The sequence below is a fragment of the Ideonella sp. sgz306126 genome, from assembly GCF_056032705.1.
In genome coordinates this window covers 485,001-509,976 of the sequence record NZ_JBVYWP010000001.1, presented here as the reverse complement: position 1 = coordinate 509,976, position 24,976 = coordinate 485,001, and the positions used below count along the sequence as shown (strand labels likewise).

General features: G+C 65.7%; 29 protein-coding genes (1 of these 29 running past the window's edge). 23 read left to right on the top strand and 6 right to left on the bottom strand.

All coding sequences use genetic code 11. The features are described 5' to 3' along the window. Positions 1-24: 24 nt before the first annotated feature. On the bottom strand, positions 25-1,131 hold the full coding sequence (locus AC0N04_RS02365; RefSeq protein ID WP_474278212.1) for a magnesium transporter CorA family protein: 1,107 nt from the start codon (positions 1,129-1,131) through the stop codon (positions 25-27). A gap of 13 nt (positions 1,132-1,144) precedes the next feature. Continuing rightward, positions 1,145-2,146, bottom strand: coding sequence for a porphobilinogen synthase (gene hemB, locus AC0N04_RS02360; RefSeq protein ID WP_474278210.1), 1,002 nt, complete (start codon positions 2,144-2,146; stop codon positions 1,145-1,147). Between the two features lie 260 nt (positions 2,147-2,406). Between hemB and AC0N04_RS02355 the strand changes: the two genes are divergently transcribed. The 7 genes from AC0N04_RS02355 to AC0N04_RS02325 all read left to right on the top strand — a co-directional run bounded on the left by AC0N04_RS02355 (position 2,407) and on the right by AC0N04_RS02325 (position 7,485). Beyond that, complete coding sequence (locus tag AC0N04_RS02355; protein ID WP_474278208.1) at positions 2,407-2,847, top strand: CopD family protein; 441 nt, start codon at positions 2,407-2,409, stop codon at positions 2,845-2,847. Positions 2,848-2,872: 25 nt separating this feature from the next. Next, positions 2,873-3,994, top strand: a complete 1,122-nt coding sequence (locus tag AC0N04_RS02350) for a VanZ family protein (protein WP_474278206.1) — start codon at positions 2,873-2,875, stop codon at positions 3,992-3,994. 55 nt (positions 3,995-4,049) lie between these two features. Next, the gene (locus tag AC0N04_RS02345) at positions 4,050-4,376 is read left to right on the top strand and encodes a (2Fe-2S) ferredoxin domain-containing protein (RefSeq protein ID WP_474278204.1); all 327 of its coding nucleotides are present in this window, start codon (positions 4,050-4,052) and stop codon (positions 4,374-4,376) included. 52 nt (positions 4,377-4,428) lie between these two features. Further along, positions 4,429-5,049: an alpha/beta hydrolase gene (locus tag AC0N04_RS02340; RefSeq protein WP_474278202.1), complete on the top strand. Its 621-nt coding sequence runs from the start codon at positions 4,429-4,431 to the stop codon at positions 5,047-5,049. Positions 5,050-5,111: 62 nt separating this feature from the next. Continuing rightward, a complete protein-coding gene (locus tag AC0N04_RS02335) occupies positions 5,112-6,272 on the top strand; it encodes a D-alanyl-D-alanine carboxypeptidase family protein (protein ID WP_474278200.1) in 1,161 nt (386 codons plus the stop codon). 32 nt (positions 6,273-6,304) lie between these two features. Next, positions 6,305-7,195, top strand: a complete 891-nt coding sequence (locus AC0N04_RS02330; RefSeq protein ID WP_474278198.1) for an aminotransferase class IV — start codon at positions 6,305-6,307, stop codon at positions 7,193-7,195. Between the two features lie 14 nt (positions 7,196-7,209). After that, positions 7,210-7,485: a YbeD family protein gene (locus tag AC0N04_RS02325; protein ID WP_474278196.1), complete on the top strand. Its 276-nt coding sequence runs from the start codon at positions 7,210-7,212 to the stop codon at positions 7,483-7,485. Here the strand turns inward: AC0N04_RS02325 and AC0N04_RS02320 are convergent. Next, the gene (locus tag AC0N04_RS02320) at positions 7,469-8,257 is read right to left on the bottom strand and encodes a tetratricopeptide repeat protein (protein ID WP_474278194.1); all 789 of its coding nucleotides are present in this window, start codon (positions 8,255-8,257) and stop codon (positions 7,469-7,471) included. The genes AC0N04_RS02325 and AC0N04_RS02320 overlap by 17 nt on opposite strands. A gap of 52 nt (positions 8,258-8,309) precedes the next feature. Between AC0N04_RS02320 and lipB the strand changes: the two genes are divergently transcribed. The 3 genes from lipB (at position 8,310) to AC0N04_RS02305 (ending at position 10,507) form a co-directional block, all read left to right on the top strand. Further along, on the top strand, positions 8,310-8,972 hold the full coding sequence (lipB, locus tag AC0N04_RS02315) for a lipoyl(octanoyl) transferase LipB (RefSeq protein WP_474279046.1): 663 nt from the start codon (positions 8,310-8,312) through the stop codon (positions 8,970-8,972). Between the two features lie 69 nt (positions 8,973-9,041). Beyond that, entirely contained in the window at positions 9,042-10,040 is a 999-nt protein-coding gene (gene lipA, locus AC0N04_RS02310; protein ID WP_474278192.1) for a lipoyl synthase, read from the top strand. A 323-nt stretch (positions 10,041-10,363) separates the two neighbouring features. Continuing rightward, positions 10,364-10,507 carry a hypothetical protein gene (locus AC0N04_RS02305; protein ID WP_474278190.1) on the top strand — a complete coding sequence of 48 codons (144 nt, stop codon included), beginning with the start codon at positions 10,364-10,366 and terminating at the stop codon, positions 10,505-10,507. Positions 10,508-10,585: 78 nt separating this feature from the next. On the opposite strand, the gene AC0N04_RS02300 is transcribed toward AC0N04_RS02305, so the two are convergent. Beyond that, positions 10,586-11,251 (bottom strand): TetR/AcrR family transcriptional regulator, encoded by a 666-nt coding sequence (locus tag AC0N04_RS02300; RefSeq protein WP_474278188.1) that lies wholly within the window; start codon positions 11,249-11,251, stop codon positions 10,586-10,588. A 147-nt stretch (positions 11,252-11,398) separates the two neighbouring features. Between AC0N04_RS02300 and AC0N04_RS02295 the strand changes: the two genes are divergently transcribed. The 9 genes from AC0N04_RS02295 (at position 11,399) to AC0N04_RS02255 (ending at position 19,485) form a co-directional block, all read left to right on the top strand. After that, complete coding sequence (locus tag AC0N04_RS02295) at positions 11,399-12,718, top strand: NAD(P)/FAD-dependent oxidoreductase (protein ID WP_474278186.1); 1,320 nt, start codon at positions 11,399-11,401, stop codon at positions 12,716-12,718. Between the two features lie 9 nt (positions 12,719-12,727). Next, positions 12,728-13,525 carry a DUF1365 domain-containing protein gene (locus AC0N04_RS02290; RefSeq protein WP_474278184.1) on the top strand — a complete coding sequence of 266 codons (798 nt, stop codon included), beginning with the start codon at positions 12,728-12,730 and terminating at the stop codon, positions 13,523-13,525. Continuing rightward, positions 13,522-14,796, top strand: coding sequence for a class I SAM-dependent methyltransferase (locus tag AC0N04_RS02285; protein ID WP_474278182.1), 1,275 nt, complete (start codon positions 13,522-13,524; stop codon positions 14,794-14,796). The genes AC0N04_RS02290 and AC0N04_RS02285 overlap by 4 nt, the downstream gene beginning before the upstream one ends. A gap of 107 nt (positions 14,797-14,903) precedes the next feature. Next, positions 14,904-15,416 carry a chalcone isomerase family protein gene (locus tag AC0N04_RS02280; protein ID WP_474278180.1) on the top strand — a complete coding sequence of 171 codons (513 nt, stop codon included), beginning with the start codon at positions 14,904-14,906 and terminating at the stop codon, positions 15,414-15,416. A gap of 9 nt (positions 15,417-15,425) precedes the next feature. Continuing rightward, positions 15,426-16,733, top strand: coding sequence for an MFS transporter (locus AC0N04_RS02275; protein WP_474278178.1), 1,308 nt, complete (start codon positions 15,426-15,428; stop codon positions 16,731-16,733). Further along, positions 16,730-17,296 (top strand): DUF3833 domain-containing protein, encoded by a 567-nt coding sequence (locus AC0N04_RS02270; protein WP_474278176.1) that lies wholly within the window; start codon positions 16,730-16,732, stop codon positions 17,294-17,296. Before AC0N04_RS02275 ends, AC0N04_RS02270 begins: the two co-directional genes overlap by 4 nt. Positions 17,297-17,320: 24 nt before the next feature. Further along, on the top strand, positions 17,321-18,094 hold the full coding sequence (locus AC0N04_RS02265; RefSeq protein ID WP_474278174.1) for an SDR family NAD(P)-dependent oxidoreductase: 774 nt from the start codon (positions 17,321-17,323) through the stop codon (positions 18,092-18,094). A 2-nt stretch (positions 18,095-18,096) separates the two neighbouring features. Beyond that, a complete protein-coding gene (locus tag AC0N04_RS02260; protein WP_474279044.1) occupies positions 18,097-18,567 on the top strand; it encodes a nuclear transport factor 2 family protein in 471 nt (156 codons plus the stop codon). 237 nt (positions 18,568-18,804) lie between these two features. Further along, positions 18,805-19,485, top strand: coding sequence for a DUF4197 domain-containing protein (locus AC0N04_RS02255; protein ID WP_474278172.1), 681 nt, complete (start codon positions 18,805-18,807; stop codon positions 19,483-19,485). Between the two features lie 7 nt (positions 19,486-19,492). Here the strand turns inward: AC0N04_RS02255 and AC0N04_RS02250 are convergent, their stop codons facing one another. Beyond that, positions 19,493-20,683, bottom strand: a complete 1,191-nt coding sequence (locus AC0N04_RS02250; protein ID WP_474278170.1) for a hypothetical protein — start codon at positions 20,681-20,683, stop codon at positions 19,493-19,495. An 88-nt stretch (positions 20,684-20,771) separates the two neighbouring features. On the opposite strand from AC0N04_RS02250, the gene AC0N04_RS02245 reads away from it, so the two are divergent. The 3 genes from AC0N04_RS02245 to AC0N04_RS02235 all read left to right on the top strand — a co-directional run bounded on the left by AC0N04_RS02245 (position 20,772) and on the right by AC0N04_RS02235 (position 22,214). Further along, complete coding sequence (locus AC0N04_RS02245; RefSeq protein WP_474278168.1) at positions 20,772-21,371, top strand: hypothetical protein; 600 nt, start codon at positions 20,772-20,774, stop codon at positions 21,369-21,371. 155 nt (positions 21,372-21,526) lie between these two features. Then, complete coding sequence (locus tag AC0N04_RS02240) at positions 21,527-21,976, top strand: PTS sugar transporter subunit IIA (protein ID WP_474278166.1); 450 nt, start codon at positions 21,527-21,529, stop codon at positions 21,974-21,976. Next, the gene (locus tag AC0N04_RS02235; RefSeq protein ID WP_474278164.1) at positions 21,945-22,214 is read left to right on the top strand and encodes an HPr family phosphocarrier protein; all 270 of its coding nucleotides are present in this window, start codon (positions 21,945-21,947) and stop codon (positions 22,212-22,214) included. The genes AC0N04_RS02240 and AC0N04_RS02235 overlap by 32 nt, the downstream gene beginning before the upstream one ends. A gap of 33 nt (positions 22,215-22,247) precedes the next feature. On the opposite strand, the gene AC0N04_RS02230 is transcribed toward AC0N04_RS02235, so the two are convergent. Further along, positions 22,248-23,096 (bottom strand): GNAT family N-acetyltransferase, encoded by an 849-nt coding sequence (locus AC0N04_RS02230; RefSeq protein WP_474278162.1) that lies wholly within the window; start codon positions 23,094-23,096, stop codon positions 22,248-22,250. Positions 23,097-23,232: 136 nt separating this feature from the next. On the opposite strand from AC0N04_RS02230, the gene ptsP reads away from it, so the two are divergent. Next, a protein-coding gene (gene ptsP, locus AC0N04_RS02225) for a phosphoenolpyruvate--protein phosphotransferase (RefSeq protein WP_474278160.1) crosses the window boundary here: on the top strand, positions 23,233-24,976 show its 5' portion. It continues 20 nt past the right edge of the window; only the first 1,744 of its 1,764 coding nucleotides appear in the window; the start codon lies at positions 23,233-23,235; its stop codon lies beyond the right edge, outside the window.

Below are 24,976 nucleotides of genomic sequence, written 5' to 3'. Positions count from 1 at the left end.
GAACCGGAGACCCCTAGTTCATCCTCACGCGCGGGGCGGATGTGTTCCCAGGTAGCGCTTGCGCCAGAAAAAATACCCAAGCGCGATGGCAATTGACAACATCATGCCCATCGCCAGCCAGAACCCGTCGCGCTGGTGCAGCATCGGAATCGCTTCGAAGTTCATGCCGAAGATGCCGGTGATCAGGTTCAGCGGCAGGAAGATCGCCGTCAGCACCGTGAGCGTGCGCATGATGTCGTTGGTGCGCTGGCCGACCGCCGTGAAGTGCATCTGGACGGCGGCCTCGGCCGACAGCTCCAGGCGCCGCACATGCGACAGCACCCGCTCGATGTGCTCCAGGACATCGCGCGAGCGCACTCGCAGCAGGTCGCGCTCGCGCTGTGCGTTCGGATGGCCTTCGACCGGCCATTCGTCCAGCGCGTCGATCCATTCCTGCACCGCGCTGCGTTGGTCTTCGCAGGTGTCTTCGAGCAGATGCAGGGCCTCGCGCGATTGCAGGATGGCGGGCCAGTCGGCGAAACGGCTGCGCGGATCGAGCAACTCGCCTTGCAGCGTCGCAAAGTACCGGGTCAGCAGGCGTCGAAGATCGAGGTAGCTGTCGACCATGTGATTCGTCATGCGCAACATCAACTCGGCCGGGCCGACGGGCAGCCGGGCGGTGCCGCGCAAGTCGGATTCCTGGGCATGCTGCGTTAGGCGGTGCGCGAAATACTCGCGCACCTGGCAATCGGCGGGATGGACCGTGATCAGCACGCGGTCGAACAGGGCGAAGCCCACCGGGCTGGTGTCGATCGCCGACAGGGCCCGGTACGCCAAGGCGAGGTTGACGCGCTCGCCATCGACCGACCCATCCCTGCTGCCCGATCCGGCCGCGAGGCGGCGAAAGACCAGCAGGTCATACCACGAGGTGTCGTCGAAGTGGGACGGGAGTTGTGGGTTCAGCAGGTCCGAGACATGCAGGTCCACCAGCCCGGCACCGACCCAGCGTTGCAGGCCCACCTGTAGCTCGGACACCCGCGCTTCGAACTGACGGCGGCCGCTGCCGATCCACAAGAAGCCGGCGTCCGGCAGCGTCGCAGGCAGTTCGGACAACTCCTCGAAATGGTCGGTGCCGATGTGGAAGATGCGCATCGCGGCCGGGCGCTCAGGCGTTGCGCAGCAGCGTCGCGGCGTCGAGGGCGAAATAGGTGAGCACGCCGTCGGCTCCTGCCCGTTTGAACGCCAGAAGCGCTTCCATCATCACCGCGTCGTGGTCCAGCCAGCCGTTGTTCGCCGCCGCCTTGATCATCGCGTACTCGCCGCTGACCTGGTAGGCGAAGGTGGGCATGCGGAACTCGTCCTTCACGCGGCGCACGATGTCCAGATAGGGCAGGCCGGGCTTGACCATCACCATGTCGGCCCCTTCGGCGATGTCGAGCGCCACCTCGCGCAAGGCCTCGTCGCTGTTGGCGGGGTCCATCTGATAGGTCTTCTTGTCGCTCTTGCCCAGGTTCGCTGCCGAGCCGACCGCGTCGCGGAAGGGGCCGTAGAAGGCGCTGGCGTACTTGGCGCTGTAGGCCATGATCTTGGTGTGGATGTGACCCTTGGCCTCCAGCGCCTGGCGGATCGCGCCGATGCGTCCGTCCATCATGTCGCTCGGCGCGACGATGTCGACACCGGCCTCGGCCTGCACCAGGGCCTGATCGCGCAACACCACGGTCGTGGTGTCATTGATGATGTAGCCACGCTCGTCGAGCAGCCCGTCCTGACCGTGACTGGTGAACGGGTCCAGCGCCACATCGGTGAGCACGCCGAGTTCCGGGAACCGCGTCTTCAAGGCCCGCACGGCGCGGGGTACCAGGCCCTCCGGGTTGGTGGCCTCGCGTCCGTCGGGGGTCTTCAACGCCGGATCGATCACCGGAAACAGCGCCATCACCGGCACGCCCAGGGCCAGGCATTGCTCGGCCTTGGCGAACAAACCGTCGATCGACATGCGCTGCACGCCGGGCATGCTGGCCACGTCCTCGACGCGGCGTTCCCCGTCCAGCACGAACACCGGCAGGATCAGGTCGGCAGGGCTGAGGGCATGCTCGCGCACCAGGGCGCGGCTGAAGGCATCGCGACGCAGGCGGCGAGGGCGGCTGAGCGGAAAGGCGGGGAGGGTCATGCGAGAGGGTCCTGGAGTGTCGAAGAGGCGTGTCGCGGGTCCGCCTCACAGACCCGCGGGGGGCCGTGGTCTTGGCAGAACGCCTATGGTACAGACCGTCCGGGCGGTGTTAAAGTTCGCGCTGAGCGATGCCTGCGAGGGCGTTGCTCCCTGCTTTTCCTCCCTGAGCAGGTGCCTTCACGTGATGACAGCGTCAAGGCTTTTCAGCCCCGGCCTGGTGCCGGGGCTCTTTCTTTTGTGGCCGTCCATAATGCGGCGCCATGAGTCAAGCGTATCTGTGGGTCAAGGCTTTCCACATTGTTTTCGTGGCGAGCTGGTTTGCCGGGCTGTTCTACCTGCCGCGGATTTTCGTGAACCTGGCCAGCGTGCCGCACGACAGCCACGCCGAGCGAGAGCGCTTGCTGTTGATGGCACGCAAGCTGTATCGCTTTGCCACGCTGCTGATGGTGCCGGCCCTGGTGCTGGGGCTGGTAATGTGGCTGGGCTACGGCGTGGGGCGCGGACCGGGCAGCGGCTGGTTGCACGTCAAGCTGCTGCTGGTGCTGGGGGTGATCGGCTACCACTACCACTGCCGGGGCCTGATGCGCGCGTTCGAGCAGATGGCCAACCGGCGCAGCGAACGGTGGTTCCGGGTGTTCAACGAAGTGACGGTGCTGCTGTTCATCGCGATCGTGCTGCTGGTGGTGCTCAAGCCGTTCTGAGCCCGACTGCCTGCGCTGTACCGCCATGGCCGGCCTGAATGTTCCCCACCGCAGTTCGGCCGTGCCGCTGGCGCTGGTCTTTGCGGTCTTGATCGTCTATGCCAGCCTGTACCCGTTCACCGGCTGGACCTGGCCCCCCGGGGCGCAGTGGACCGAACTGGCGCGCCTGCCGATGCCGCGCTACCGGATCGCGTTCGACATCTGGACGAACTGGGTCGGCTACATGCCGATGGGGTTCCTGCTCTACGTGGCGGGCGTTCGCAGCGGCGGCCGGCCCTGGCCGGTGTGGTGGCTGGCGGTGCTGTTGCCGTCGGCTCTGTCCTACGCGATGGAGGTGACGCAGAACTTCGTTCCCACCCGTGTGCCTTCGCTGCTGGATTGGCTGTTGAACACCGGCGGCGGACTCAGCGGCGCAGCGGTGGCGGCCCTGGCCCAGGCGCTGTCGTTGATCGATCGCTGGCAGACCGCGCGCGATCGCTGGTTCGTGCGACGCAGCGCCGGCGCGCTGAGCCTGCTGCTGCTGTGGCCTGTCGGCATGCTCTTTCCGGCGCCGTTTCCGCTCGGGCTTGGACTGGGCTGGGAGCGGGTCCAGAGCTGGTGGGTCGGCTGGCTCGTGGATGTGCCATGGGCTCAGGCCTGGCTGGAAACCATCAGCGATCTGCCGGTGCCGGTGGAGCCGCCGGCCGCTGAGGTCTTGGGCTTGGGGGTGACCCTGGGCTTGCTCGGGCCCTGCCTGCTGGCCTATTCGATCAGCCGCCCGGGCTGGCGCCGTCTCGTGCTGGCGCTGGTGCTGGCCTTGTCCGGACTGGCTGCGACCACCTTGTCGACCGCGCTGAACTTCGGCCCGGCGCATGCGCTGAGCTGGTGGACCCCCGAAGTCTTGCCGGGCCTCGCGCTGGCGTTGGTCTTGGCCGGGGCGCTGGCTGCGGCGGGGCCCCGACTGGCGGCGGCGCTCGGGCTGGTCACGCTCTCGGCGCTGGTGATGCTGGTCGCCCAGGCACCGGCCGACCCTTATTTCGCCGACAGCCTGCAGGCCTGGCAGCAAGGCGAGTTCGTGCGCTTTCATGGCCTGTCCGAATGGGTGGGGTGGCTGTGGCCCTTTGCCGCGATCACCTGGCTGGTCGGGCGACTGGGGCGGCGCGACTGATGCCATTCGGGGCCCGCGCCCCGGGTGCGCTGCAGCGCGGTGTCAAAATCGGACCATGAGCTATTTCAAGCACCACGTCTTCTTCTGCCTCAACCAGCGCGACAACGGCGAGGCCTGCTGCGCGGCGCAAGGGGCGCAGGCGGGGTTCGATCACTGCAAGGCGGCGGTCAAGGCGGCCGGTCTGGCCGGGCCGGGCGGAGTGCGGGTGAACAAGGCCGGCTGTCTGGATCGATGTGCTGGCGGCCCGGTGGTGGTGGTCTATCCCGAAGCCGTCTGGTACACCTACGTCGACGAGCACGACCTCGACGAGATCGTCGAATCGCACCTGAAGCACGGCCGCCCGGTCGAGCGGCTGCGTCTGGCGCCCGAGGTGGGACGCTGAGCCCGTCGCAAACGCGATTGAACCTTGCGGCTTCGGCCGCCTCTGACTTCCGATGAACTCGAACACTCGCCGTGGATTCACGGACGGGCCTGCCGGTCTGCTGGAAATCGCCGTGGACGATCCGGCCCATGGTGCGCCGCCTCGCGGAGTGGCGGTGGTCTGTCACCCGCACCCGCAGCATGGCGGCACCCTGGACAACAAGGTGGCGCAGACGCTCGCGCGAGCGTTTGTCCAGTTGGGCTACCGCGCCGTGCGCTTCAATTTCCGCGGCGTCGGCCGCTCGGCCGGGCAGTGGGACGAAGGTCGCGGCGAGGTCGACGACGCATTGGCCGTGATCGCCAGCCAGCGCGATCCTGCCCTGCCACTGGCGGTGGCCGGCTTCTCGTTCGGCGCCTATGTCGCCTCGCAGGCGGCCGCCCGCTTGCCCGATGGCCAGAAGGCCGAGCGTCTCGTCTTGATCGGCCCGGCCACCGTGAACTTTCCCGTCGCCACGGTGCCGCCCGACACGCTCGTGGTGCACGGCGAGGCCGACGAGGTCGTTCCGTTGGCGGCCACGCTGGACTGGGCTCGCCCACAGGGGCTGCCCGTGGTGGTGGTGCCCGGCGTGGGGCATTTCTTTCACGGCCAACTGCCTCTGCTGAAGTCGTTGGTGGTTTCCTCGTGGCGGCACTGACGTCCGGCGGCTGACACCCTGGCCCTTGCGCATTTCATACTTTTCACGAAACCGTCCTTCCTATGTTCCGACTCCGACTGCTGCTGCCCTCCGCCCTGCTCGCGCTGGGGATTCCCCTGTGGGCGCAAGCCCAGACGCTGCAACCCCCCGAGATTGCCGCCAAGGCTTACCTGCTGATCGACATGACCACCCACCAGGTCCTGGCTGAACGCAATGCCGATGCGCCCGCCGAGCCGGCCTCGCTGACCAAGCTGATGACGGCCTACCTGGTGTTTGATGCGCTACGCACCCACAAGCTGTCGCTGGACCAGCGACTGCCGGTCAGCGTGCAGGCCTGGAGCGAGCGCAAGGGCGGCGGCTCGCTGATGTTCATCGATCCCAAGATGACGCCGACCGTGGATGAGCTGCTCAAGGGCCTGATCGTGGATTCGGGCAACGATGCCGCCGTCGCGCTGGCCGAGGGCCTGGCCGGCAGCACCGACACCTTCGTCGCGATGATGAACCGGCAGGCCCAGGCCTGGGGCCTGAAGAACACCAGTTTCAAGAATGTCTCCGGGCTGACCGAGCCGGGCCATCACAGCACGGCGCGCGATCTGGTGACGATAGGCGAGCACATCATTCGCGACTTTCCCGATCGCTATCCGTACTATTCGATCAAGGATTACACCTTCGACAACATCCACCAGACCAACCGCAACCTGCTGCTGTGGCGCGATCCGACGGTCGATGGCATGAAGACCGGCTACACCGATGCGGCCGGCTACTGCCTGATGGCTTCGGCCCAGCGTGACTTCCCGAACGGCAAGCGCCGCTTGATCTCGGTGGTGATGGGGGCCGATTCGAAGCTGGGCCGTGCCAACGAAAGCCAGAAGCTGCTCAACTGGGGCTACACCGCATTCGACGCGGTCCGGCTGTTCGAGGCGGGCAAGCCGGTGGTGACGGTGCCGGTGTGGAAGGGCAGCAGCAACACCGTGGGATTGGGGGTGGATGGCGCGCTGTACGTGGACGTGCCGCAGGGCGAGGGGGCGCATTTGCGCACCTCCATCGAGCGGACCGATCCGCTGGTGGCGCCGCTGACCAAGGGTCAGCGCGTGGCCACGCTCAAGGTCAGCACGGCGGCGGGCAGCGTGGTCGCCACCGTGCCGCTGCAGGTGATGGCCGATGTGCCCCAGGCGGGCCTGCTGGGGCGAGCGTGGGATGCCCTGCGGCTCTGGATCAAGTAATCTAGGCCCCTGGTCAGTTGCCGGAGTTTGCGATGAGCCTGTTGCCCGACACCCTGTGTGAGCTCAATGGCGAGGTGTTGCCGTTGCGCGAGGCCAAGGTTTCCGTGATGGACCGAGGTTTCCTGTTCGGAGACGGCGTGTACGAGGCCATGCCGGTCTATGGACGACGCATCTTTCGCTTCGACCAGCACATGGATCGGCTGGCGCGCAACCTCGACAAGGTGCGCATCGCCGCGCCGATGGGTCGCGACGAGTGTCTGCGGCGAGCCCGCCGGCTGATCGCTGCCCATCCGGCCGAGGACCAGGTGCTTTACCTGCAGATCACCCGCGGCGTGGCGCCGCGCGATCATGTGATGCCGGTGGACATCGAGCCGACCGTGTTCATGATGACCAACGCGCTCCAGCCGCTGCCGGCGGAGCAGCGTCATCATGGAGCCGCCTGCGTCAGTGCCCGCGACTTTCGGTGGGAGCGCGGCGACATCAAGAGCATTTCGCTGCTCGGCAACGTGTTGGCGCGGCAGATCTCGGCCGATGCCGGTGCGGCCGAGACGCTGCTGTTTCGCGATGGCGCCCATGGCGGACCGTGGTTGACGGAGGGCTCCTCCTCGAATGTCTGGATCGTGCACGAAGGGGCTTTGCTGGGGCCGCTGATGAACGAGCACGTGTTGGAAGGCGTGCGTGTCGGGTTGCTGCGCGAGTTGTGCGAAGACCAGGGCATTGCCTACAACCTGCGCCCGATCAGCGAGGCCGATGTGCGTGCCGCCGACGAGATCCTGCTGAGCTCGGCCGGCAAGGAAGTGCTTTCGGTGACCCGGCTGGATGGCGAGCCGGTCGGGCATGGCGCGATGCGCGGCAAGCCCGGGCCGGTCTACGGCCGCCTGTTCGAGGCCTACCAGCGCGCCAAGCGCGACCAATCGATCTGACGGAGCCCCCGCTCATGGCCGACCTGCCCAACAACGAGTCGCTGATCACCTATCCCTGCGCCTTTCCGATCAAGGTCATGGGGGCGCACGTCGATGGGTTCGTCGACGCGGTGGTGAGCGTGGCGCGGCAGTTCGATGCCGGGTTCGACGCCGCGAGCATCGAGACACGTCCCAGCAAGGGCGGCAACTACCTGGGCGTGACGGTGACGGTGACGGTGCTCGACCGCGAGCAACTCGACGCGCTGTACCGGGCCTTCACCAGCCACCCGATGGTCAAGGTGGTGCTGTAGCCGACGCGGCCGCGGAGGCCGCTTCCGGGGCCGCCGCGGCCAGGCGGGCATCGAGTTCGCGCACCTTGTAGGGCGCTGCCACATCGCCCTGGGCTGCTGCCGCAGCGTACCAGTACCGAGCCAAACGCAGATCACTCGGCGCACCGTCGCCCTTTTCGAACATCGAGGCCAGGATGTACTGCGCCCCGACGTCGCCGCCATCGGCGGCCAGCCGGTACCAGTGCAGCGCCTGCGTGTCGTCTGCTGCCGTGCCTCGTCCCAGGAAATAGGCCGTTCCGGTGGCGACTTCGGCGTCCACACTGCCGGCTTCGGCGGCCTTCTGATAAGCCTGCAGCGAGCGCGCCAGATCCGGCGGCCCCAGTCGGCGGCTCTCATACAGTTCACCCAGCGCCATCTGTGCCATCACGAAACCCCGCGCCGCCGAAGCCTCCAGCAACCTGCGCGCCGTCCGCACATCGGAGGGGTGGGCCTCGCCGCGCAAATGCATCACAGCCAGATCGTGGAGCGCGGCGGGGTCGCCCTGCCTGGCCAGGGATTCGAAGCGCCGCTGTGCGGCAGCGAAGTGGCCGTGGTGGTACAGATCCACGGCGGCCAGCAAGGCCGCAGACGGTGCACCGGCGGCATGCGCCGGCAGGCTACCAAGCAAAACGCTGACCAGAAGGGCCGCGCCGGCGCGCAGGATCGGGTGGGAAGAAGGCATGGGTTGACGATACTCCGGCTCGATATCCCGCGATGGCTTCAGGACGTTGGCGCTCTGGAACAATGCGGGCATGCGTGATCCTGCCGAGACCGCCGTGTCCACCGCCTCGTCGCATCCCCCCGCGATGGTGTGTCGCGACTTGGGCCTGCAAGCTTACGCCGCGACGTTCGATGCCATGCGGGCCTTCACGCAGGCGCGCGGGGCCGAGACGCCCGACGAGCTGTGGCGGGTACAGCATCCGCCGGTCTTTACCCAGGGCGTGGCCGGCAAGGCCGAGCACGTGCTGGGCGCGGGCGAGATTCCTGTGGTGCAGACGGATCGGGGAGGGCAGGTCACCTACCATGGGCCCGGCCAGGTGGTGATCTACGCGCTGGTGGACTTGCGTCGCCTGGGCGTCTACGTCAAGGAATACGTCTACCGGATCGAGGCGGCGGTGATCCAGACCCTGGAGCGCTTCGGCGTGCTCGGGTTTCGTGTCGCGGGCGCGCCTGGCATCTACGTCAACCTGGGCGATCCGTTTCATGCCGGCTTGCCGTCCGGGCCCCGGCAGGATCCGTTCCAGGGCCTGGGAAAGATCGCTGCGCTGGGCATCAAGGTCAGCAACCACCGGACCTATCACGGCGTGTCGCTCAACGTCGCGATGGATCTGGCGCCGTTTCAGCGCATCAACCCCTGTGGCTATGCAGGCTTGCGCACGGTGGACCTCGCTACACTGGGCGTCCAGGTCGAGCTGCAAAGCGTTTCAGAATGCTTGGCCGAGCGGCTGCAAGCCCACCTGGGCGGCTGAGCGCCGCGGTACGGCTCCACCTCCTGCACCCTCCCTGCGCGCCGTCTGGCGCCGCCTGAACCCACCCTCATGGCCACCGAACTCAACCCCCAGGATGCCCAGCCCAGCGAGGCCTATGATCCCAGCGTCAAGCAAAAGGCCCAGGCCAAGACCTCGCGCATTCCCATCAAGGTGGTGGCCGCCGAGACGCTGAAAAAGCCCGACTGGATCCGCGTCAAGGCCGGTTCCCCCAGCACGCGCTTCTACGAGATCAAGAACATCCTGCGCGAGCACAAGCTGCACACGGTGTGCGAGGAGGCCTCGTGCCCGAACATCGGGGAGTGCTTTGGCCACGGCACCGCCACGTTCATGATCATGGGCGACAAGTGCACTCGCCGCTGCCCGTTCTGCGACGTGGGCCATGGGCGCCCTGATCCGCTCGACGACAACGAACCGCTCAACCTGGCCCGCACGATCGCGGCGCTGAAGCTGAAGTACGTGGTGATCACCAGCGTCGACCGTGACGACCTGCGCGATGGCGGTGCCGGTCATTTCGTCGAGTGCATTCGGCAGGTACGCGAACACTCGCCGGCCACCCGCATCGAGATCCTGGTCCCCGACTTCCGTGGCCGTGACGACCGCGCGCTTGAGATCTTGAAAGCGGCGCCCCCCGACGTGATGAATCACAACCTCGAAACGGTGCCGCGCCTGTACAAGCAGGCCCGTCCCGGCAGCGACTACGCGTTCAGCCTGAACCTGCTCAAGAAATTCAAGGCCCTGCACCCGGACGTGCCGACCAAGAGCGGCCTGATGGTGGGATTGGGCGAGACCGACGAAGAGATCCTCGCGGTGATGCGCGAGATGCGCGAGCACGGGATCGACATGCTGACCCTGGGCCAGTACCTCGCACCCTCGGGCCACCACCTGCCCGTGACCCGCTACGTGCATCCGGACACCTTCAAGATGTTCGAGGCGCAAGCCAATGCAATGGGGTTCTCGCATGCTGCCGTCGGCGCGCTGGTGCGCTCCAGCTACCACGCGGACCAGCAGGCGATGCAGGCGGGGGTGGGTGTCGACGCTGCGAAGTAGCAGCGGACTGCTCGAAGCAAGCGCGAACCTGGCGGGATGTAACAAGGCCAGGGGCTCTTGCGGCGCCGTGCCAGCCGCACAAGATCTCATGGCAGACGCGAGGCGCAGGGCACCCGCCGCGCGTGGATCCGTACCGGGTCCCTGGTTGTCTGCGGCGCCAGTCCGCGCGCGCTATTCAAGGGTGTCGGACTTGAACACGTCTTGAAACGACCTGCTGACGCGCAGTCTGCGTGGCGTACGCAGGCTCAGGCGCTTGGGCCGGGGTATCGCTGACCCGATCCTGCTCGTGCGTGAGAGATGCAAGCTTGCTCATGGGAACCTCCATGGCAGCGATTTTTCGCCGGCAGATCCAGCAAAGCTTGATCGATTCCTGTCCGGACCATGACCGCGCGGTGTCCGCAGCGAATTTAGGCGGCGGTTTCGGTTCAGGCCACGCGAAGAGCGTGCGTCAGGCGCTTGGAATGTGAAAAGTCCCTTCGCCACCGTCGCGATCGTCGCCGGACGGCGAGTTCAGATCTTCCTACCGCGCACCGACGCGTCGCGGTTCAGCCGAGGGCAGGAGACGCCTGGCGTCCGGCGTCTGCGCCGGCCACGGGACCCATGCCCTCGAAGGTGGTGGCGCTCACCCAGTCGATGATTTGCGCGTCGGTGTACTGGCCCGACGACTTGAGCATGTCCACCACCGGATCGCAGGCGCGGGCGAACAAGGTGTAGAGCACCAGTTCGGCGGGCAGCTTCGGGTTGAGCTGCCCGCTGGTTTGCGCTTCGGTGATCCAGATGCTGAGCTTGTTGCTTAGGTCGATGAGGCGGTCCATGTAGGCATCGTTGGCCTTGAGCGACGCGCTGAGCGACGAGTTCTGTGCCGGCAGCGAAGGCATCTCGCCGTCGAGCTGGGTCTGCATGGCCCAGCGCGTGACGGCCTTCAACTGGTCAAGCGGCCGGATCGTCGTGTCCGCCTGAGCTTGCTTGCGCAGGCCGTCGACGAAGGCCAGCGTGCGATCCAGCACGCCCACCATCGCCGCGCCAGCCAATTCCTCCTTCGAGGTGAAGTGCTTGTAGAGACTGGCTTTGGCCAAGCCGGCTTCCATCGCGACCTCGTCCACCGTCATGGCGTCGTAGCCCTTGGTGGCCAGCAGGCGATTGACGGCCGCCACGATGGCGTCTTCGCGCACGCGCTGCACTTGTTCACGGATCGAGGGACGGGTGGCCACGAGCGGATTTTAGACCCATTGGGATGTTGAAAATACCCATCAGTTCAATATTGGTATAAATTGACTATAGTGTGAACGTTGTAGTTCAATATATGAACTAACCAGTTCAGTTCAACAGCCATCCCCCAACTCGGTCAGTGTTTCGCCATGCATCGTGTCGCCGTCATCGGTTCCGGTATCGCGGGCCTGTCCGCCGCCTGGCAGCTTTCGGCGCCCGGTGGCGCGGCCCACGTGACCTTGTTCGAGGCGGCGGGGCATGTCGGCGGCCATGCCAACACGGTCGATCTGACGCTGGACGGCGTAACCCACGGCGTGGACACCGGCTTTCTTGTGTACAACGAGCGCACCTATCCCGCGTTGATCCGCCTGTTCGCCGAGCTGAAGGTGGATGTGGCGGCGTCCGACATGTCGTTCTCGGTGCAGGCGCCTCGGACCGAGCGTCTGCCGGCGCTGGAGTGGAGCGGCCACTCGCTAGACACCGTGTTCGCTCAGCGCGGCAATCTGTTGCGTCCTCGTTTCTGGCGCATGCTCGCCGACGTCCTGCGCTTCAACCGGCTGGCGACCGCCCTGGCCGAGCGTGGCGCCGACGCTTCGCTGACGCAGCCCATCAAGGATTTCCTCGACGCCCACGGTTTCGGCGAGGCGTTTCGCGACGACTATCTGCTGCCCATGATCGGCTGCATTTGGTCGTGTCCGACCGATCAAATGCTGCGCTTTCCGATGGCGACGCTGATTCGCTTCTGCCACAACCACGGCCTGATTCAGGTCACTGACCGACCGCAGTGGTTCACCGTGCGCGGCGGCTCCAGGCAGTACGTGCGCAAGATGCTGACCCGCCTGGGCGACGTGCGGCTGAAGACGTCGGTGCATCGCGTGACGCGGCTCCAGACCGGTGTGCTCGTGCAGACCGAGCATGGCAGCGAGCGCTTCGACGCGGTGGTGTTCGCCTGCCACTCCGACCAAGCGCTGCGCCTGCTGGGCTCCGGTGCCAGCGTCGTCGAGCGCAGCGTGCTGGGCTCCATTCGCTACCAACCCAACGTCGCCGTGCTGCACACGGACACCCGCGTGTTGCCCACGCGGTCCAAGGTCTGGGCCGCATGGAATTACGAGCGAGCCGCTGATGCCCAACGCGAGCAGACCCAGGTCTGCCTGCATTACCTGCTCAACCGGTTGCAACCGCTGCCCTGGCAGCAACCGGTGATCGTCTCGCTCAATCCGGTGCGCCCGATCGCGGCTGCGCACGTGCACCAGCGCATCGCCTACGACCATCCGGTGTTCGATGGCCCGGCCATTGCGGCCCAACGCCGCGTGCCGGAGCTGCAAGGCCAGCAACGCACCTGGTTCTGCGGTGCGTGGTGCGGCTATGGCTTCCACGAAGACGGCCTGAAGTCGGGCCTGGCCGTGGCCGAGTCACTGGCGCAGGCGTTGCCGCAGTTGGCCGCGACCGACTTGCGCGTCGTGGCTTGACACAGCGTCATGACGAAGAAGCCTGTCCCGACTCCAGCCGTGCTGCCGTTGATCGGCTTCGGCCGGGTATGGCATCGCCGCTTGCGGCCGGTCGAGCACTCGTTCCGGTACCCGACCTATTTCCTGCTGCTGCCCCTGCGCACGCTGCACCGACAGCCTAGTCCCGACGTCAGGCGAAACCGCTTCGGGCTGATCAGCTTTCATGATCGCGACCACGGCGATGGTCGTGCGGATGCGCTGGCCTGGTTCGACGAGGTGTTGCACCGAGAGGGCATCGACGATGCGGACGGCGAGGTGTGGCTGCACACCCTGCCACGCGTGCTTGGCCACACGTTCAAGCCCGTGAGCTTTTGGTACGCCCACCGCGCTGACGGCTCGCTGGCCGCCGTGTTGGTCGAGGTGAACAACACCTTCGGAGAGCGGCACGGCTACCTGCTGGCGGGCCCTTCGCTCGGTTGGGAAGTCGAGTTGTCGGCCGACAAGGTGTTCCACGTCTCGCCCTTTTGCCGCAACACCGGGCAGTACCGCTTTCATTTCCAGCGCACACCGCCCCGACAGAACGGCGGCGGCGAGCAGACCACCGTGCGCATCGACTTGCACGACGCACAGGGTCTGCTGCTGCAGACCTGCGTCAGTGGCGCGCTGCAGCCGCTTTGCGCCGCGACCTCGCGTCGTGCGTTTTTCGGCATGCCTTTGATGACGCTGGCCGTGGTCTTGCGCATCCATTGGCACGCCTTGCGTCTGGCCGCCAAGCGCGTGCCCTTCTTCAGCAAACCAGCCAAGCCTGAGCGCTTCGTCACACGATGAACAGCACCACCGCTCCCCCGTTCGCGGGCACCACGGCGCTGCCCGAGTCGGCACCTGCCGCAGCGCGCAGCGTGTTCAAGTTGTTGGCCCGTTTGCCGCAGGGCGAGCTGGACGTGCAAATGCCCGACGGATCGACGGCGCATTTCCCCACGGTGCGCGCAGCGGCGGACGCGGGCCATCTCCCCCGCACCTCGATCCGTCTGCACAACTGGCGTGTGTTCGAGCGCACGCTCAGGTCGGGTGATATCGGGTTTGCCGAGAGCTACATCGATGGGGACTGGAGCACGCCCGACCTGGCTGCGTTGTTACGCCTGTTCATCGCCAACCGCGCACACATCGAGCGTGTCCTCTACGGTTCGTGGTGGGGCTCGCTGTGGCATCGCGTCAAGCACCTTCTGAACCGGAATTCGCGGCGCGGCAGTGCGAAGAACATCCATGCGCATTACGACCTGGGCAACGACTTCTATCGCCTCTGGCTCGACCCGTCGATGAGCTACAGCGCCGCGTGGTTCGAAGGCCGCGGCGACGTGCAGTCCGTGCCGCTTCACGCAGCCCAGCAGGCCAAGGTGCGGCGAGCTCTGCGGGAGGCCGGAGTGGCCCGGGGTAGTCGGGTGTTGGAAATCGGCTGCGGCTGGGGTGGTCTGGCCGAGGTGGCCGCACGCGACTTCGGCGCCCATGTGACCGGAGTGACGCTCTCAAAGGAGCAACTGGTGTGGGCGCAGGAGCGCATGACCCAGGCCGGCTTGCAGGCACAGTCCGATCTGCGGTTCCAGGACTACCGTGACCTGCCAAGCCGACACCATAGCGATCCCTTCGATGCGATCGTGTCGATCGAGATGTTCGAGGCCGTGGGCAGGGAATACTGGGCGGACTATTTCGACGCGCTTCGGCGCTGCCTCAAACCAGGTGGCAGGGCGTGCATTCAGACCATCACGATCCGGGACGACTTGTTCGATCGCTACGTCAAATCCACCGATTTCATCCAGCAGTACATTTTTCCTGGGGGTCTGCTGCCCAGCCCTGCGGCGTTCGAAGCGCTAGCCTGCGCGGGTGGTTTCGTCGTAGAGCGTCGACTGGCCTTCGGGCGGGACTACGCCGAGACCTTGCGTCGCTGGCGTACTGCGTTTCTCCGGAGCGAAGCAGCGGTGCTCAAGCAAGGCTTCGATCTGCGTTTCAAGCAGATCTGGGAGTTCTATCTGGCGTACTGCGAAGCGGCCTTCGACATGGGCAACACCGATGTCATGCAGTTCACCCTGCGCCGGGCGTCGTGAGCGTGCGCCGAGGGCCTTCGGCCGCATCTCTTGCCTTCGGTTGCTTCACGCTGTTCCTGCATGTCAGCGCCGGCGCGGCGTCCAGCTCACTCACCACGAAACCCATCATGACCACCATCGCGGCCACAGAACGCTCTGCCCCCAACACCGCGCCGTCCGAGATCCTGGCCACATCGCCCCAGGTGCAACTCGTCGGACGAGGGTCGCTGCGCTTCTTCGGCCTGCTGGTCTACGAGGCGCGGCTGTGGGCTGCGCCCGGTTTCCATGCCTCCATGTATGACAGCCAGCCCTTCGCGCTGGAGCTTGACTACGCACGCAAGCTCGATGGCTCGGCGATCGCCGAGCGCTCGGTGGCCGAGATGCGCCGCGTCGGCGAGTTCACTGAGGCGCAGGGCCGCGCTTGGTTGCTCCTGATGCAGCAGGCCTTCCCGAACGTCGCGGCGCACGACCGGCTGGTGGGGGTGTACGACGGCGAAGGCCGTGTGCGCTTCTTCCATAACGGCAAGTTCACGGCCCAGATCACCGACCGCACCTACGCCCATCTGTTTTTCGGCATCTGGCTCGACCCGCAGACGTCGGCACCTGCGCTACGCCGGGACTTGATCGGCGCAGCCGACTGAGTGGAGGCGATGCGCCGCGACATCGCCCCCGGCACCGCGCCCGCCGCAGCCACCGAGCCGGCGTTCAGCGGCTGGCGCTATGGTGCGCTGGGTCTGCCATTGGCCTTCGTGTCGCTGCCGTTGTATGTGACCTTGCCGCATCACTACGCGCAGCAGTTTGGTATCCCGCTCGCGGCGTTGGGCGCGGTACTGCTGGCCACGCGGGCGCTTGACGCCGTGCTGGATCCGCTGATCGGCCGCTGGGTGGATGGCCTCTTCGCCACAGGCGTGGATCGTGCCTGGCGGGTCGCCGCACTGGCCTCATTGGGAATGGCGCTGGCTTTCGCGGCGCTGTGGCGGCCGCCCGCTGCGGGCGGCCAAGCCGCCTTGGCTTGGCTGGCCGTGACGCTGGTCGCGACCTACCTGACGTTCAGCGTGGTGTCCGTGGTCCACCAGGCCTGGGGGGCCCGCTGGAGTGGCACGCCTCTCCAGCGGGCGCGCATCGTGGCCTGGCGCGAAGGCGCGGCGCTGCCAGGGGTGGTGTCCGCAAGCCTGCTGCCGGGGTGGCTGGGCTTGAACGCGACCAGCGTGGTGCTGGGTGCGGGGCTGGCCCTCGGCGTGGCGATGCTCGGGCGCACCCGTCCGCCCGATGGGCCGGCGCCCCGAGGGGGGCGAGGCGTGCCTGATCGCCAGGATGCCTCCCCCTGGTCTTCGTCTGCGTTTCGCGCGCTGCTTGCAGTGTTCGTTCTGAATGGCGTCGGTAGTGCGATACCTGCCACGCTGTTGCCGTTCTTCGTCGGCGACTTCCTGCAGGACGCCGCGCGCGAGCCGTGGTTTTTGACGACCTACTTCGTCTGCGCCGGTGTCGGATTGCCACTGTGGCTGCATCTCGTCAAGCGGCACGGTTTGTCGCGCACCTGGCTTGTCGGCATGGGCTTGAGCGTGATGTCGTTTGTCGGTGTGTCGACGCTGGGCGCGGGCGAAAGCGGGGCGTTTCTCGTCATCTGCGCGGCCAGCGGGCTGGCGCTCGGGGCCGATCTGGCCGTGCCCGGCGCCCTGTTGACCGGGGTGGTTCGCCACGCCGGCGCCGCGGCTCGAGGTGAAGGGCGCTTCTTCGGCTGGTGGGCTTGCGCCATGAAGCTCAACCTGGCTCTGGCCGCCGGCGTCACATTGCCGCTGCTGACGTTGACGGGCTACCGCAACGGGACGCACGAACCCCGGGCCCTGATCGCCCTCTGCCTGGTGTACGGCGCGCTGCCGTGTGCTTTCAAGCTCGGCGCCGCGGCAGTCCTGTGGCGCGTGCATCGTCAACACCCGGCCTTAGGAGCCTCCACATGAGCAATGACTTGATTGGCACCTTCAACCGCGGCGCGTGGCGTGGACTGGGCCTTGTCGCCCTTGCCGTCTCAGCCGGAATTTCTGGCTGCGCCAGTCCTGTTGTGCGTGACTACGCCAACGAACGCCCGCTGCTTGATCTTCGCAGCTACTTCAATGGACCGGTGACCGCTGACGGCCTGTTCACCGATCGCTCTGGGCGCGTCGTCAAGCGCTTCAGAGTACAGATGACCGGCAGTTGGCAGGGCGACGCCGGGACGCTCGACGAAGCCTTTACCTACAGCGACGGGACGCAACAGCGGCGAGTCTGGCACCTGCGTCGAGGTGCCGATTCGCGGTATGTCGGTACTGCGGCTGATGTGGTCGGGCAGGCCCGAGGCGAAGCCGCCGGAAATGCCTTCAACTGGCACTACACCCTCGCGTTGCCGGTCGATGGCCGAGTCGTCAACGTGCAGCTTGATGACTGGATGTACCTCATGGACGAGCACACTCTGCTGAACCGGGCGGTGATGACCAAGTTCGGCGTGCGTCTGGGCGACTTGACGCTCTCGTTCCACAAAGGTTGATTGCGTTACCCAGATCGGAACGAGATGTCCCTCAATCCCAAGCTCTCGGACTGGCAGGGCCGCGTCGTCTGGGTGGTGGGTGGGTCGTCCGGCATAGGCCGCGCCACCGCCCGTGCTCTGCACGCCAGCGGCGCGACCGTGGCGTTGTCGGCTCGAAACGCGAGCGCCCTGGAGAGCTTTGTCGCCCAGCACCCCGACTGCATCGCGCTGGCTCTCGATGCCGGGGACGCCGCCGCCATGCACTCTGCGGCCCAGCGGCTGATCGACGTGCATGGCCGCATCGACGTGGCGGTGTACTGCGCGGGCCATTACCGGCCACTGCGCGCCACGGCTTTTGACCTGGACGAGATGCTGCGGCACCAGCAGGTCAACTACGTCGGCGCGCTCAACATGCTGGCTGCCGTTCTTCCCGGCATGACGCGTGCCAGGAGCGGTCACATCAGTCTGGTGGGCAGCGTGGCGGGATACCGCGGCCTACCCAACTCGCTGGCCTACGGGCCGACGAAAGCTGCTCTCATCCACTTGGCCGAGACGCTCTACCTCGATCTGCATGAGCTGGGAATCGGCGTGTCCATCATCAATCCGGGTTTCGTCGATACCACGTTGACAGCGCACAACGACTTCTCGATGCCGGCGCTCATCACGCCCGACGAAGCCGCACAGCACATCCTGCGCGGCTGGTCCCGCGGGCGCTTCGAGATGCACTTTCCACGTCGTTTCACGTTGTGGTTACGGCTGCTGCGTCACCTGCCGCAATCGTTGTATTTTGCGGTCGTCCGTCACATCACACGCGCTTGAGCATGTCGATTCCGAATCCGCCTGCATCCGGCTCTGTTGCCGAAGACCCGCGTACCGCTCAGGTGGTGCGTTGCTTTGAAGCACTGACCCGCGCCACGCTGGATGCGACGCTCGATCTCTACGCCGAAGAGGCCTGGTTCAAGGATCCGTTCAACGAGGTGCGTGGCCGCGGTGCCATTCGTGCGATTTTCGCGCACATGTTTGACACGCTGATCGAGCCGCGCTTCACGATTCTTGATGCCGTCAGCCAAGGGAGCCAGGCCTTCCTGACCTGGACCTTCACGTTCAGGCGCTCGCGCTCGGCTCGGCCCTTCACGATTCACGGTGCGACCCGTCTGGTCTATGACAAAGGTGGCCGCATCGTCCTCCACCGGGACTACTGGGACGCCGCTGAGGAACTCTACGCCAAGCTGCCGTTGCTCGGGCTCTTGATGCGGTGGCTGCGCCGTCGTATTCAGCCTCCCGGGATCTAACCGGGCGTCGATTTTTGTCCACGACCGTAGAGGCATCCGGCCGCTGCGGTGGCCGCAATGGTGTTCATGACCAGGTCCGCAAGTGGGGCGCTTGCCGGCGTTGTCCGACAACGGTTCGGTGACATCCAGCACTTTTTACTGTGGCCGGTCGCGGTGGCCCGCCGCCCGATTGTTCGGACGATTGCCATCCACCGGTCTTCACGCGCAAGATGCTGCCAACCGTTGAAAGGGGATGCAATGCAACGCAGACAGTGGTCGATCTGGGTTTCGATGGCGATGCTGGGGGGAGCCGGGTCGAAGGCTTGGGCCGGGTTCCTGAGCCAGGGAGACGCTGCCGCCGGGGTGCGAGAGGCCTTGCAACGCGGGGCGGTCTCCGCCGTGGGGTTGCTCGGGCGGCCCGATGGCTTTCTGGGCAACCCGAAGGTGCGGATTCCGCTGCCGGGTGTGCTGGAGCAGGCAGCCCAATTGTTGCGGTTCTCAGGTCAGCAACGACGGGTCGACGAACTGGTGACGGCGATGAACCGAGCGGCGGAGGCGGCGGTGCCGCAAGCCAGGACCTTGTTGGTGAATGCGGCCAAGTCCGTGACCGTGACGGATGCGGTGAAGATCGTTCGCGGCGGGGACACGTCGGTGACGGACTACTTTGCGAGCCGAACCCGGGCGCCGCTGACGACGAAGTTCCTGCCGATCGTGACCCAGGCGACCGAGCGCGTTTCGCTGGCGGACAAGTACAACGCGGTCGCCGGCAAAGCGGCCGGGTTGGGCCTGGTGAAGGGGGAGGACGCCAATATCCAGCGCTATGTCACACGCAAGGCGCTGGACGGGCTGTACCTGATGATCGGCGAAGAGGAACGAAAAATCCGCCAGGATCCGGTGGGAACCGGCAGCGAGTTGCTGCGCAAGGTGTTCGGCGGCTGAGACCGACCTACATCGTTCTGGAGAGCTCGAAGATCAGTGCCGAAGGCAGTGATTCGGCCACCGCGCTGCGACCCACCAGGGCATGGCGCTTGCTGTCTTCATCCGAGAGTTCGAACGCGTCGCCTTCCTCGGCGATTTCGATGAAGACGAATCCCGGCACGTCTTCCAGGATGCCATCGCGCAGGCGGTTCAGGCGCTGGCCCGCCAAGGCCGATTCGAAAACGATCGCGTGCGGCAATGCGTCGCGGCAGAACTCTTCGGCCTCTTCGACCGAGTTGACGAAGTCCACCAGCAGTCCCATGTGACGGGTGGCCTCACGGATGTCCGCACGCAGGTCGCGCCGCGTGGCGACCACCAGAACATGGCTTCCAGCCAGCGGCTTGGAGTTGTCCGACGTGCTGAATCCGTGATCGAGCTCGATGGCCGTGACGCCCTCGAGCTGATCGGTGAGCGTGTGCGGAAATTCCAGCGTCAGCGTGGTGTTTTCGAGGCTGTCCAAGCGCTCGATGCCCAGTTTCAGGGTCCAGGCAAGCTGCTGCACCAATCGCCAGGACATGGAATCCAGTGCTTCCGAAGGGTCATGGCGGGCGACGACATCGAGCGGCTGGTGCGCTTCGGGGGCGTGGGGAAAACGGCAGATCAGGCGGGCGTTGGCCGGCCAACGGCGGAAATCGACCCGCATTTCGATGGTCTGGGTCGCCTGCTCGAAAGCCCAGTCCACCACCGCCTGAATCAGCGCGTGCAGCAAGGTGGCATCGATGATCACCTCGGCAGGCTGCATCGACTGTCGAATCTCGATACCTCGGGACGTGACCTCACGCCCGCGCTGGACCAGCACGTCGCGCAGCATTTGCGTCAGGCTGGTTTGCTCCGGCGACTGACGGATGCGACCCGATGCGTAGCGGGCCAGTTGTTGACCCATCATGCCGACGCGCCGGGCGCGTTCAATCTCCTCGCGCAGCGCTTTGAGGCCTGCGCGGTCGATCTTGCCTGTGGCGGCAAAGGCGGTCACTCTTTCAAGTGCGCTGGTCAACGGCAGTCCGATGTCGCTGCCGATCTGTCCGATCAATTCCCGCCAATGGGCCTCCGACCCCCCGTCATGGGGGCCGCCGATGGAATTCAGGTCTGCCGGAAGGTCGGGCAGGCGATCAGGGACGTTCACGGCGCGCTGCGTGGCGAGTGGCGGGTTGGAGTTCACGAATCGGATACTGACACAAATTGAAACAAGTGCAAGCGCCCGTCGGTCGCTTCTAGCGTGACAGGGTTCACAAAGTCACATCCTCGCCATGCCCGTGGCGGACGTCCATCCCCTTGAAGTGAGCGCTGATAATCGCCGCATGAGACAGGATTTCGGGGGCGTCAGGCGCGGTCGAGCCGTGGTGCTGACCTGGTTGCTGGCCGCGGCGGGATGTTCTCCGACGCTGAATTGGCGCGAGGTCCGGCCGCCAGATGCGGGGTGGGTCGGCTTGTTTCCATGCCGCCCGTCCCAGCAAAGCAGGACGGTTGACATCGGCGGGCAGGCGGTCACCTGGCAAGTGCAGGTGTGCCAAGCTGGCGGCGCGACGTTCGCGGTGGCTCAGGTGGATGTTGGTGATCCGGCGCAGGTGCCGGCGGTCTTGACGGCCCTGCGCGCGCTGGCCTTCGAGCAGTCGCCGGCAGGAGCGGTGCGCCCTGTGCCGTACGCCATGCCCGGGATGACGCCACAGTCGGAGGCTGGACGCTGGATGGTCCGGCGCCAAGGGCCGCAACACCACGGGCGAGCGCTCGAGCTGGCGCTCTTTGCGCGCGGAACCCGGGTGGTCGAGGGCTTGCTGATCAGTTCAGGAGGCGATTTGTCCGACCAGATGGCCCAACCGTTCTTTGACGGCCTTAGATTCGAACCTTGAGAGATGGTGGTTCAAGCGCGTCAATAGGCACACCCATGCATTGGGCAAGGTACGAGTAGCTGCCGGCAACGATAATCGCCGGATTCAGTCGCGCTGGCGGCTTTGGTTGACCTGGGCGGGACCTACCGCCTGCCCGATGGGATGGCAGTCTACTCATGGTTCGGTTGTTGATCATGGCGCATGCGCCGCTCGCCTCTGCGCTTCGAAGCGTTGCAGAGCACGTCTATCCCGAAGGAATGGACCGGTTGGTCGCGCTGGATGTCTTGCCGGGGTGGGACGTGGCACAGGCGGAAGCAGGGGCCAGGCAAATGCTGGGGGTCGGCGAACAGGGGCAGACGCTGATACTGACCGATGTGTTCGGCGCAACGCCGTGCAACGCGGCGCAGCGGCTTGTCGACGGTGCCGGTATTCGCCTGGTGACGGGTGTCAACGTCCCGATGCTGTGGCGTGTTCTATGCTATTCGGCGGAGACGCTCGATGGTCTGGTGGAGCGAGCGACCCAGGGAGGGGTCCACGGTGTGATGCAAGTGGCCTCGCAGCCGCCCCAGAACCAGTCCTTGACAACCAAGAATCATGATTCGACAGACGCTCACCATCAGCAATAAGCTGGGCTTGCATGCCCGGGCTTCGGCCAAGCTGACCAAGCTTGCGGGCGGTTTCCATTGCGAGGTCTTCATGACACGCAATGGCCGGCGGGTGAACGCCAAAAGCATCATGGGGGTGATGATGCTCGCCGCCGGGCTCGGATCCGACGTCGAAGTCGAAACCGAGGGCCCGGACGAACAGCAGGCGATGGACGCGATCGCCGCCCTGGTCAATGAGAAGTTCGGCGAAGGGCAGTGACCGGGCCCGGGTGGATCCCGCAGCGTGAAGGCATCAAGCCTCTTCGAGGAAATGGCGCCGGTAACGGGCGGGCAAATCCGCCAGCCTCATCAGCAGGGGCAGGTCCGCGGTGTTGAAGTCGGGATCCCATGCAGGCGCCCCGAGCACCTTGGCGCCGCAACGCAGGTAGCCGCGAATCAGCGGTGGCGGATCGACGACCAGGCTCTGGTCCAAGTCGTCCACGGGCAACGCCAGGCGCGGACGGACTTCGTATTCAATGCCCGCGAGGTGGGTCTGTTTCAACCGGGCCCACAGGCTGGCCGCCAGGTGACCGCCGTCTCTCATGCTGATGCTCGCGCAGCCCACCATGGTGTCCAGCCCGTTGCGGTCCATGAAGCCGGCCAGCGCGCCCCAGAGCGCAAGAATGACGCCGCCCGAGCGATGGTCGACGTGAACGCACGAACGGCCCAACTCGGCCATTCGTTCGCGCATCGGACGCAGGCGCGTGAGGTCGAATTCGGTGTCGCTGTAAGTGCCTCCAGCGCGACGGGCGGCGCCGGGCGTCAGCACCCGGTACGTGCCAATCACCGTTGCCGGCATGTCGTCCGTAGGCACCGTGCGAACCAGCAGGTGCTCGCAGTAGTCGTCGAAGAGATCGATATCGTGCCCGGCAGGGGCTCCCGCGGGAAGATCGAGTCGAGCGCCCATTTCCTCGACGAAGACCTGGTAACGAAGGCGTTGGGCCTCTCTGACGTCGTCCTGATGGCGGGCCCAGGTGACCTTGAACGGCGGGTTGGCCGGCGCCAGGGCATGCTGGGGAGCGACGGGACGGGACCCGGGACGCGAACGTTTGAAGTCCAGCATGCCGATCAACGGCAGCGTGGGGCTGGGCAACTCCTTCATGGCGCTTCTCCTGATGTCTTGCCCGGCATGCTGACGCGTGGCCGTGACTTACCCATGAAAGCGCCATGACTTTCATGTGACGGTGGAGCGGTGTCGACAAGTCGCCCTCCCCGTCATGCGCTGCTACAGTCAAGCCATGAGCATCCAGATGTTTGGTTTGCCGGTGTCGCGCGGTGTGGCGATCGGACGTGCCGTGCTGGTCGCGTCTAGCCGCGTTGATGTGGCGCATTACTTCGTCGACGCGAATCAGGCCGATGGCGAGGTGGCACGGCTCAGGCAGGCGCGCGACGAGGTCGCTGCCGAGTTGATCGCCCTGAAGCAGGAGGTGCCCGAGGAGGCCCATGCGGAGTTGGTCGCGCTGCTGGACGTCCATCTGATGCTGCTGCATGACGAGATGCTGATCGACGCCACCAAGCAGTGGATCGTCGAGCGCCACTACAACGCCGAGTGGGCGATGTCGGCACAGTTGGAAGTGTTGGCACGGCAGTTCGACGAGATGGAGGATGACTACCTTCGCGAACGCAAGGCAGATGTCGAACAGGTGGTCGAGCGGGTATTGAAGGCGATGGCCCGGTCGGAACGAAGCGCCCTGGGCGCGGATGGGGCACCGGCGCCGCGGGATTTCGCAGGCGAGGATCCGTTGGTGCTGGTGGCGAACGACATCGCGCCGGCCGACATGCTGCAGTTCAAGCGAAGCGTTTTTACCGGATTCGTGACCGATGTCGGGGGCAAGACCTCGCACACCGCGATCGTGGCGAGGAGCCTGGATATCCCTGCGGTGGTCGGCGCCCGTGAGGCCAGTCGCATCGTGAGGCAGGACGACTGGATCGTGATCGACGGCGATGCCGGAGTGCTGTTGGTCAATCCGTCACCGATTGTTCTGGAGGAGTACCGATTTCGCCAGAGACAGGCGGAGTTGGAGCGCGCACGTCTCGATCGATTGCGAAACAAGCCATCCGTGACGCTGGATGGACAAGGCGTGGAGCTGCTTGCGAACATCGAGATGCCCAGCGACGCGGCATCTGCGCTGGCTGCTGGCGCGGTTGGTGTCGGGCTGTTTCGAAGTGAATTTCTCTTCATGAATCGCGGCGGGCGACTGCCCGACGAAGAGGAGCAGTTCAAGGCCTATCGAAGCGTGGTCGAATCGCTCAACGGGCTTCCGGTGACCATTCGAACGGTCGACATTGGCGCAGACAAGCCACTGGATCGGATGTCGGCGCACGAACAGCGCAGCGACGGCCAGCTCAATCCGGCGCTTGGCCTGAGAGCGATTCGCTGGAGCTTGTCGGAGCCGGAGATGTTCGGCGAGCAACTGCGCGCAATCCTGCGGGCAAGTGCCTTTGGCAAGGTGCGAATTCTCATCCCTATGGTCGCGCATCGTTCGGAAGCGCAGCAGATCTGCGAGGCAGTAGCCGCGGCCAAGGATCAACTTGCGCGGCGAGGCCAGGCGTGCGCAGACGTCGAATTGGGGGCGATGATCGAAATACCGGCTGCGGCCATGATGTTGCCTAGCTTCTTGCGGTACTTCGATTTCGTGTCCATCGGCACCAACGATTTGATCCAGTACACGCTGGCGATTGATCGCGCGGATGAGGCGGTGGCCCATCTGTACGATCCCTGGCACCCAGCAGTGCTGCGCCTGATCGCTCAGACGATTGCTCAGGCCAACGAGCAAGGCAAAGGGGTGAGCGTGTGTGGCGAGATGGCTGGCGATCCCGCCTTCACCGAGTTGTTGTTGGCGATGGGTCTGCGATCGTTCTCGATGCACCCCGCGCAAATCGCTGCCATCAAGCAGCGGATCTTGCGCGCCGATGTGCGTGCACTACAGAGTCACCTAGACCGAGTGCTGGACGCCGAGTCGCCGCAGGAGGCCTGCGCGG

What these genes read in the sequence shown, in the direction of transcription:
- AC0N04_RS02335 (WP_474278200.1), top strand. Translation starts at nt 5,112, where the DNA reads ATGTTCCGACTCCGACTGCTGCTGCCCTCCGCCCTGCTCGCGCTGGGG.
- AC0N04_RS02345 (WP_474278204.1), top strand. Translation starts at nt 4,050, where the DNA reads ATGAGCTATTTCAAGCACCACGTCTTCTTCTGCCTCAACCAGCGCGAC.
- AC0N04_RS02340 (WP_474278202.1), top strand. Translation starts at nt 4,429, where the DNA reads ATGAACTCGAACACTCGCCGTGGATTCACGGACGGGCCTGCCGGTCTG.
- AC0N04_RS02260 (WP_474279044.1), top strand. Translation starts at nt 18,097, where the DNA reads ATGTCGATTCCGAATCCGCCTGCATCCGGCTCTGTTGCCGAAGACCCG.
- AC0N04_RS02285 (WP_474278182.1), top strand. Translation starts at nt 13,522, where the DNA reads ATGAACAGCACCACCGCTCCCCCGTTCGCGGGCACCACGGCGCTGCCC.
- AC0N04_RS02270 (WP_474278176.1), top strand. Translation starts at nt 16,730, where the DNA reads ATGAGCAATGACTTGATTGGCACCTTCAACCGCGGCGCGTGGCGTGGA.
- AC0N04_RS02320 (WP_474278194.1), bottom strand. Translation starts at nt 8,257, where the DNA reads ATGCCCGCATTGTTCCAGAGCGCCAACGTCCTGAAGCCATCGCGGGAT.
- hemB (WP_474278210.1), bottom strand. Translation starts at nt 2,146, where the DNA reads ATGACCCTCCCCGCCTTTCCGCTCAGCCGCCCTCGCCGCCTGCGTCGC.
- AC0N04_RS02305 (WP_474278190.1), top strand. Translation starts at nt 10,364, where the DNA reads ATGGCAGCGATTTTTCGCCGGCAGATCCAGCAAAGCTTGATCGATTCC.
- AC0N04_RS02275 (WP_474278178.1), top strand. Translation starts at nt 15,426, where the DNA reads ATGCGCCGCGACATCGCCCCCGGCACCGCGCCCGCCGCAGCCACCGAG.
- AC0N04_RS02355 (WP_474278208.1), top strand. Translation starts at nt 2,407, where the DNA reads ATGAGTCAAGCGTATCTGTGGGTCAAGGCTTTCCACATTGTTTTCGTG.
- AC0N04_RS02265 (WP_474278174.1), top strand. Translation starts at nt 17,321, where the DNA reads ATGTCCCTCAATCCCAAGCTCTCGGACTGGCAGGGCCGCGTCGTCTGG.
- AC0N04_RS02350 (WP_474278206.1), top strand. Translation starts at nt 2,873, where the DNA reads ATGGCCGGCCTGAATGTTCCCCACCGCAGTTCGGCCGTGCCGCTGGCG.
- AC0N04_RS02365 (WP_474278212.1), bottom strand. Translation starts at nt 1,131, where the DNA reads ATGCGCATCTTCCACATCGGCACCGACCATTTCGAGGAGTTGTCCGAA.
- AC0N04_RS02280 (WP_474278180.1), top strand. Translation starts at nt 14,904, where the DNA reads ATGACCACCATCGCGGCCACAGAACGCTCTGCCCCCAACACCGCGCCG.
- AC0N04_RS02235 (WP_474278164.1), top strand. Translation starts at nt 21,945, where the DNA reads ATGATTCGACAGACGCTCACCATCAGCAATAAGCTGGGCTTGCATGCC.
- AC0N04_RS02290 (WP_474278184.1), top strand. Translation starts at nt 12,728, where the DNA reads ATGACGAAGAAGCCTGTCCCGACTCCAGCCGTGCTGCCGTTGATCGGC.
- lipB (WP_474279046.1), top strand. Translation starts at nt 8,310, where the DNA reads ATGGTGTGTCGCGACTTGGGCCTGCAAGCTTACGCCGCGACGTTCGAT.
- AC0N04_RS02330 (WP_474278198.1), top strand. Translation starts at nt 6,305, where the DNA reads ATGAGCCTGTTGCCCGACACCCTGTGTGAGCTCAATGGCGAGGTGTTG.
- lipA (WP_474278192.1), top strand. Translation starts at nt 9,042, where the DNA reads ATGGCCACCGAACTCAACCCCCAGGATGCCCAGCCCAGCGAGGCCTAT.
- AC0N04_RS02245 (WP_474278168.1), top strand. Translation starts at nt 20,772, where the DNA reads ATGCCCGTGGCGGACGTCCATCCCCTTGAAGTGAGCGCTGATAATCGC.
- AC0N04_RS02255 (WP_474278172.1), top strand. Translation starts at nt 18,805, where the DNA reads ATGCAACGCAGACAGTGGTCGATCTGGGTTTCGATGGCGATGCTGGGG.
- AC0N04_RS02230 (WP_474278162.1), bottom strand. Translation starts at nt 23,096, where the DNA reads ATGAAGGAGTTGCCCAGCCCCACGCTGCCGTTGATCGGCATGCTGGAC.
- AC0N04_RS02325 (WP_474278196.1), top strand. Translation starts at nt 7,210, where the DNA reads ATGGCCGACCTGCCCAACAACGAGTCGCTGATCACCTATCCCTGCGCC.
- AC0N04_RS02240 (WP_474278166.1), top strand. Translation starts at nt 21,527, where the DNA reads ATGGTTCGGTTGTTGATCATGGCGCATGCGCCGCTCGCCTCTGCGCTT.
- AC0N04_RS02295 (WP_474278186.1), top strand. Translation starts at nt 11,399, where the DNA reads ATGCATCGTGTCGCCGTCATCGGTTCCGGTATCGCGGGCCTGTCCGCC.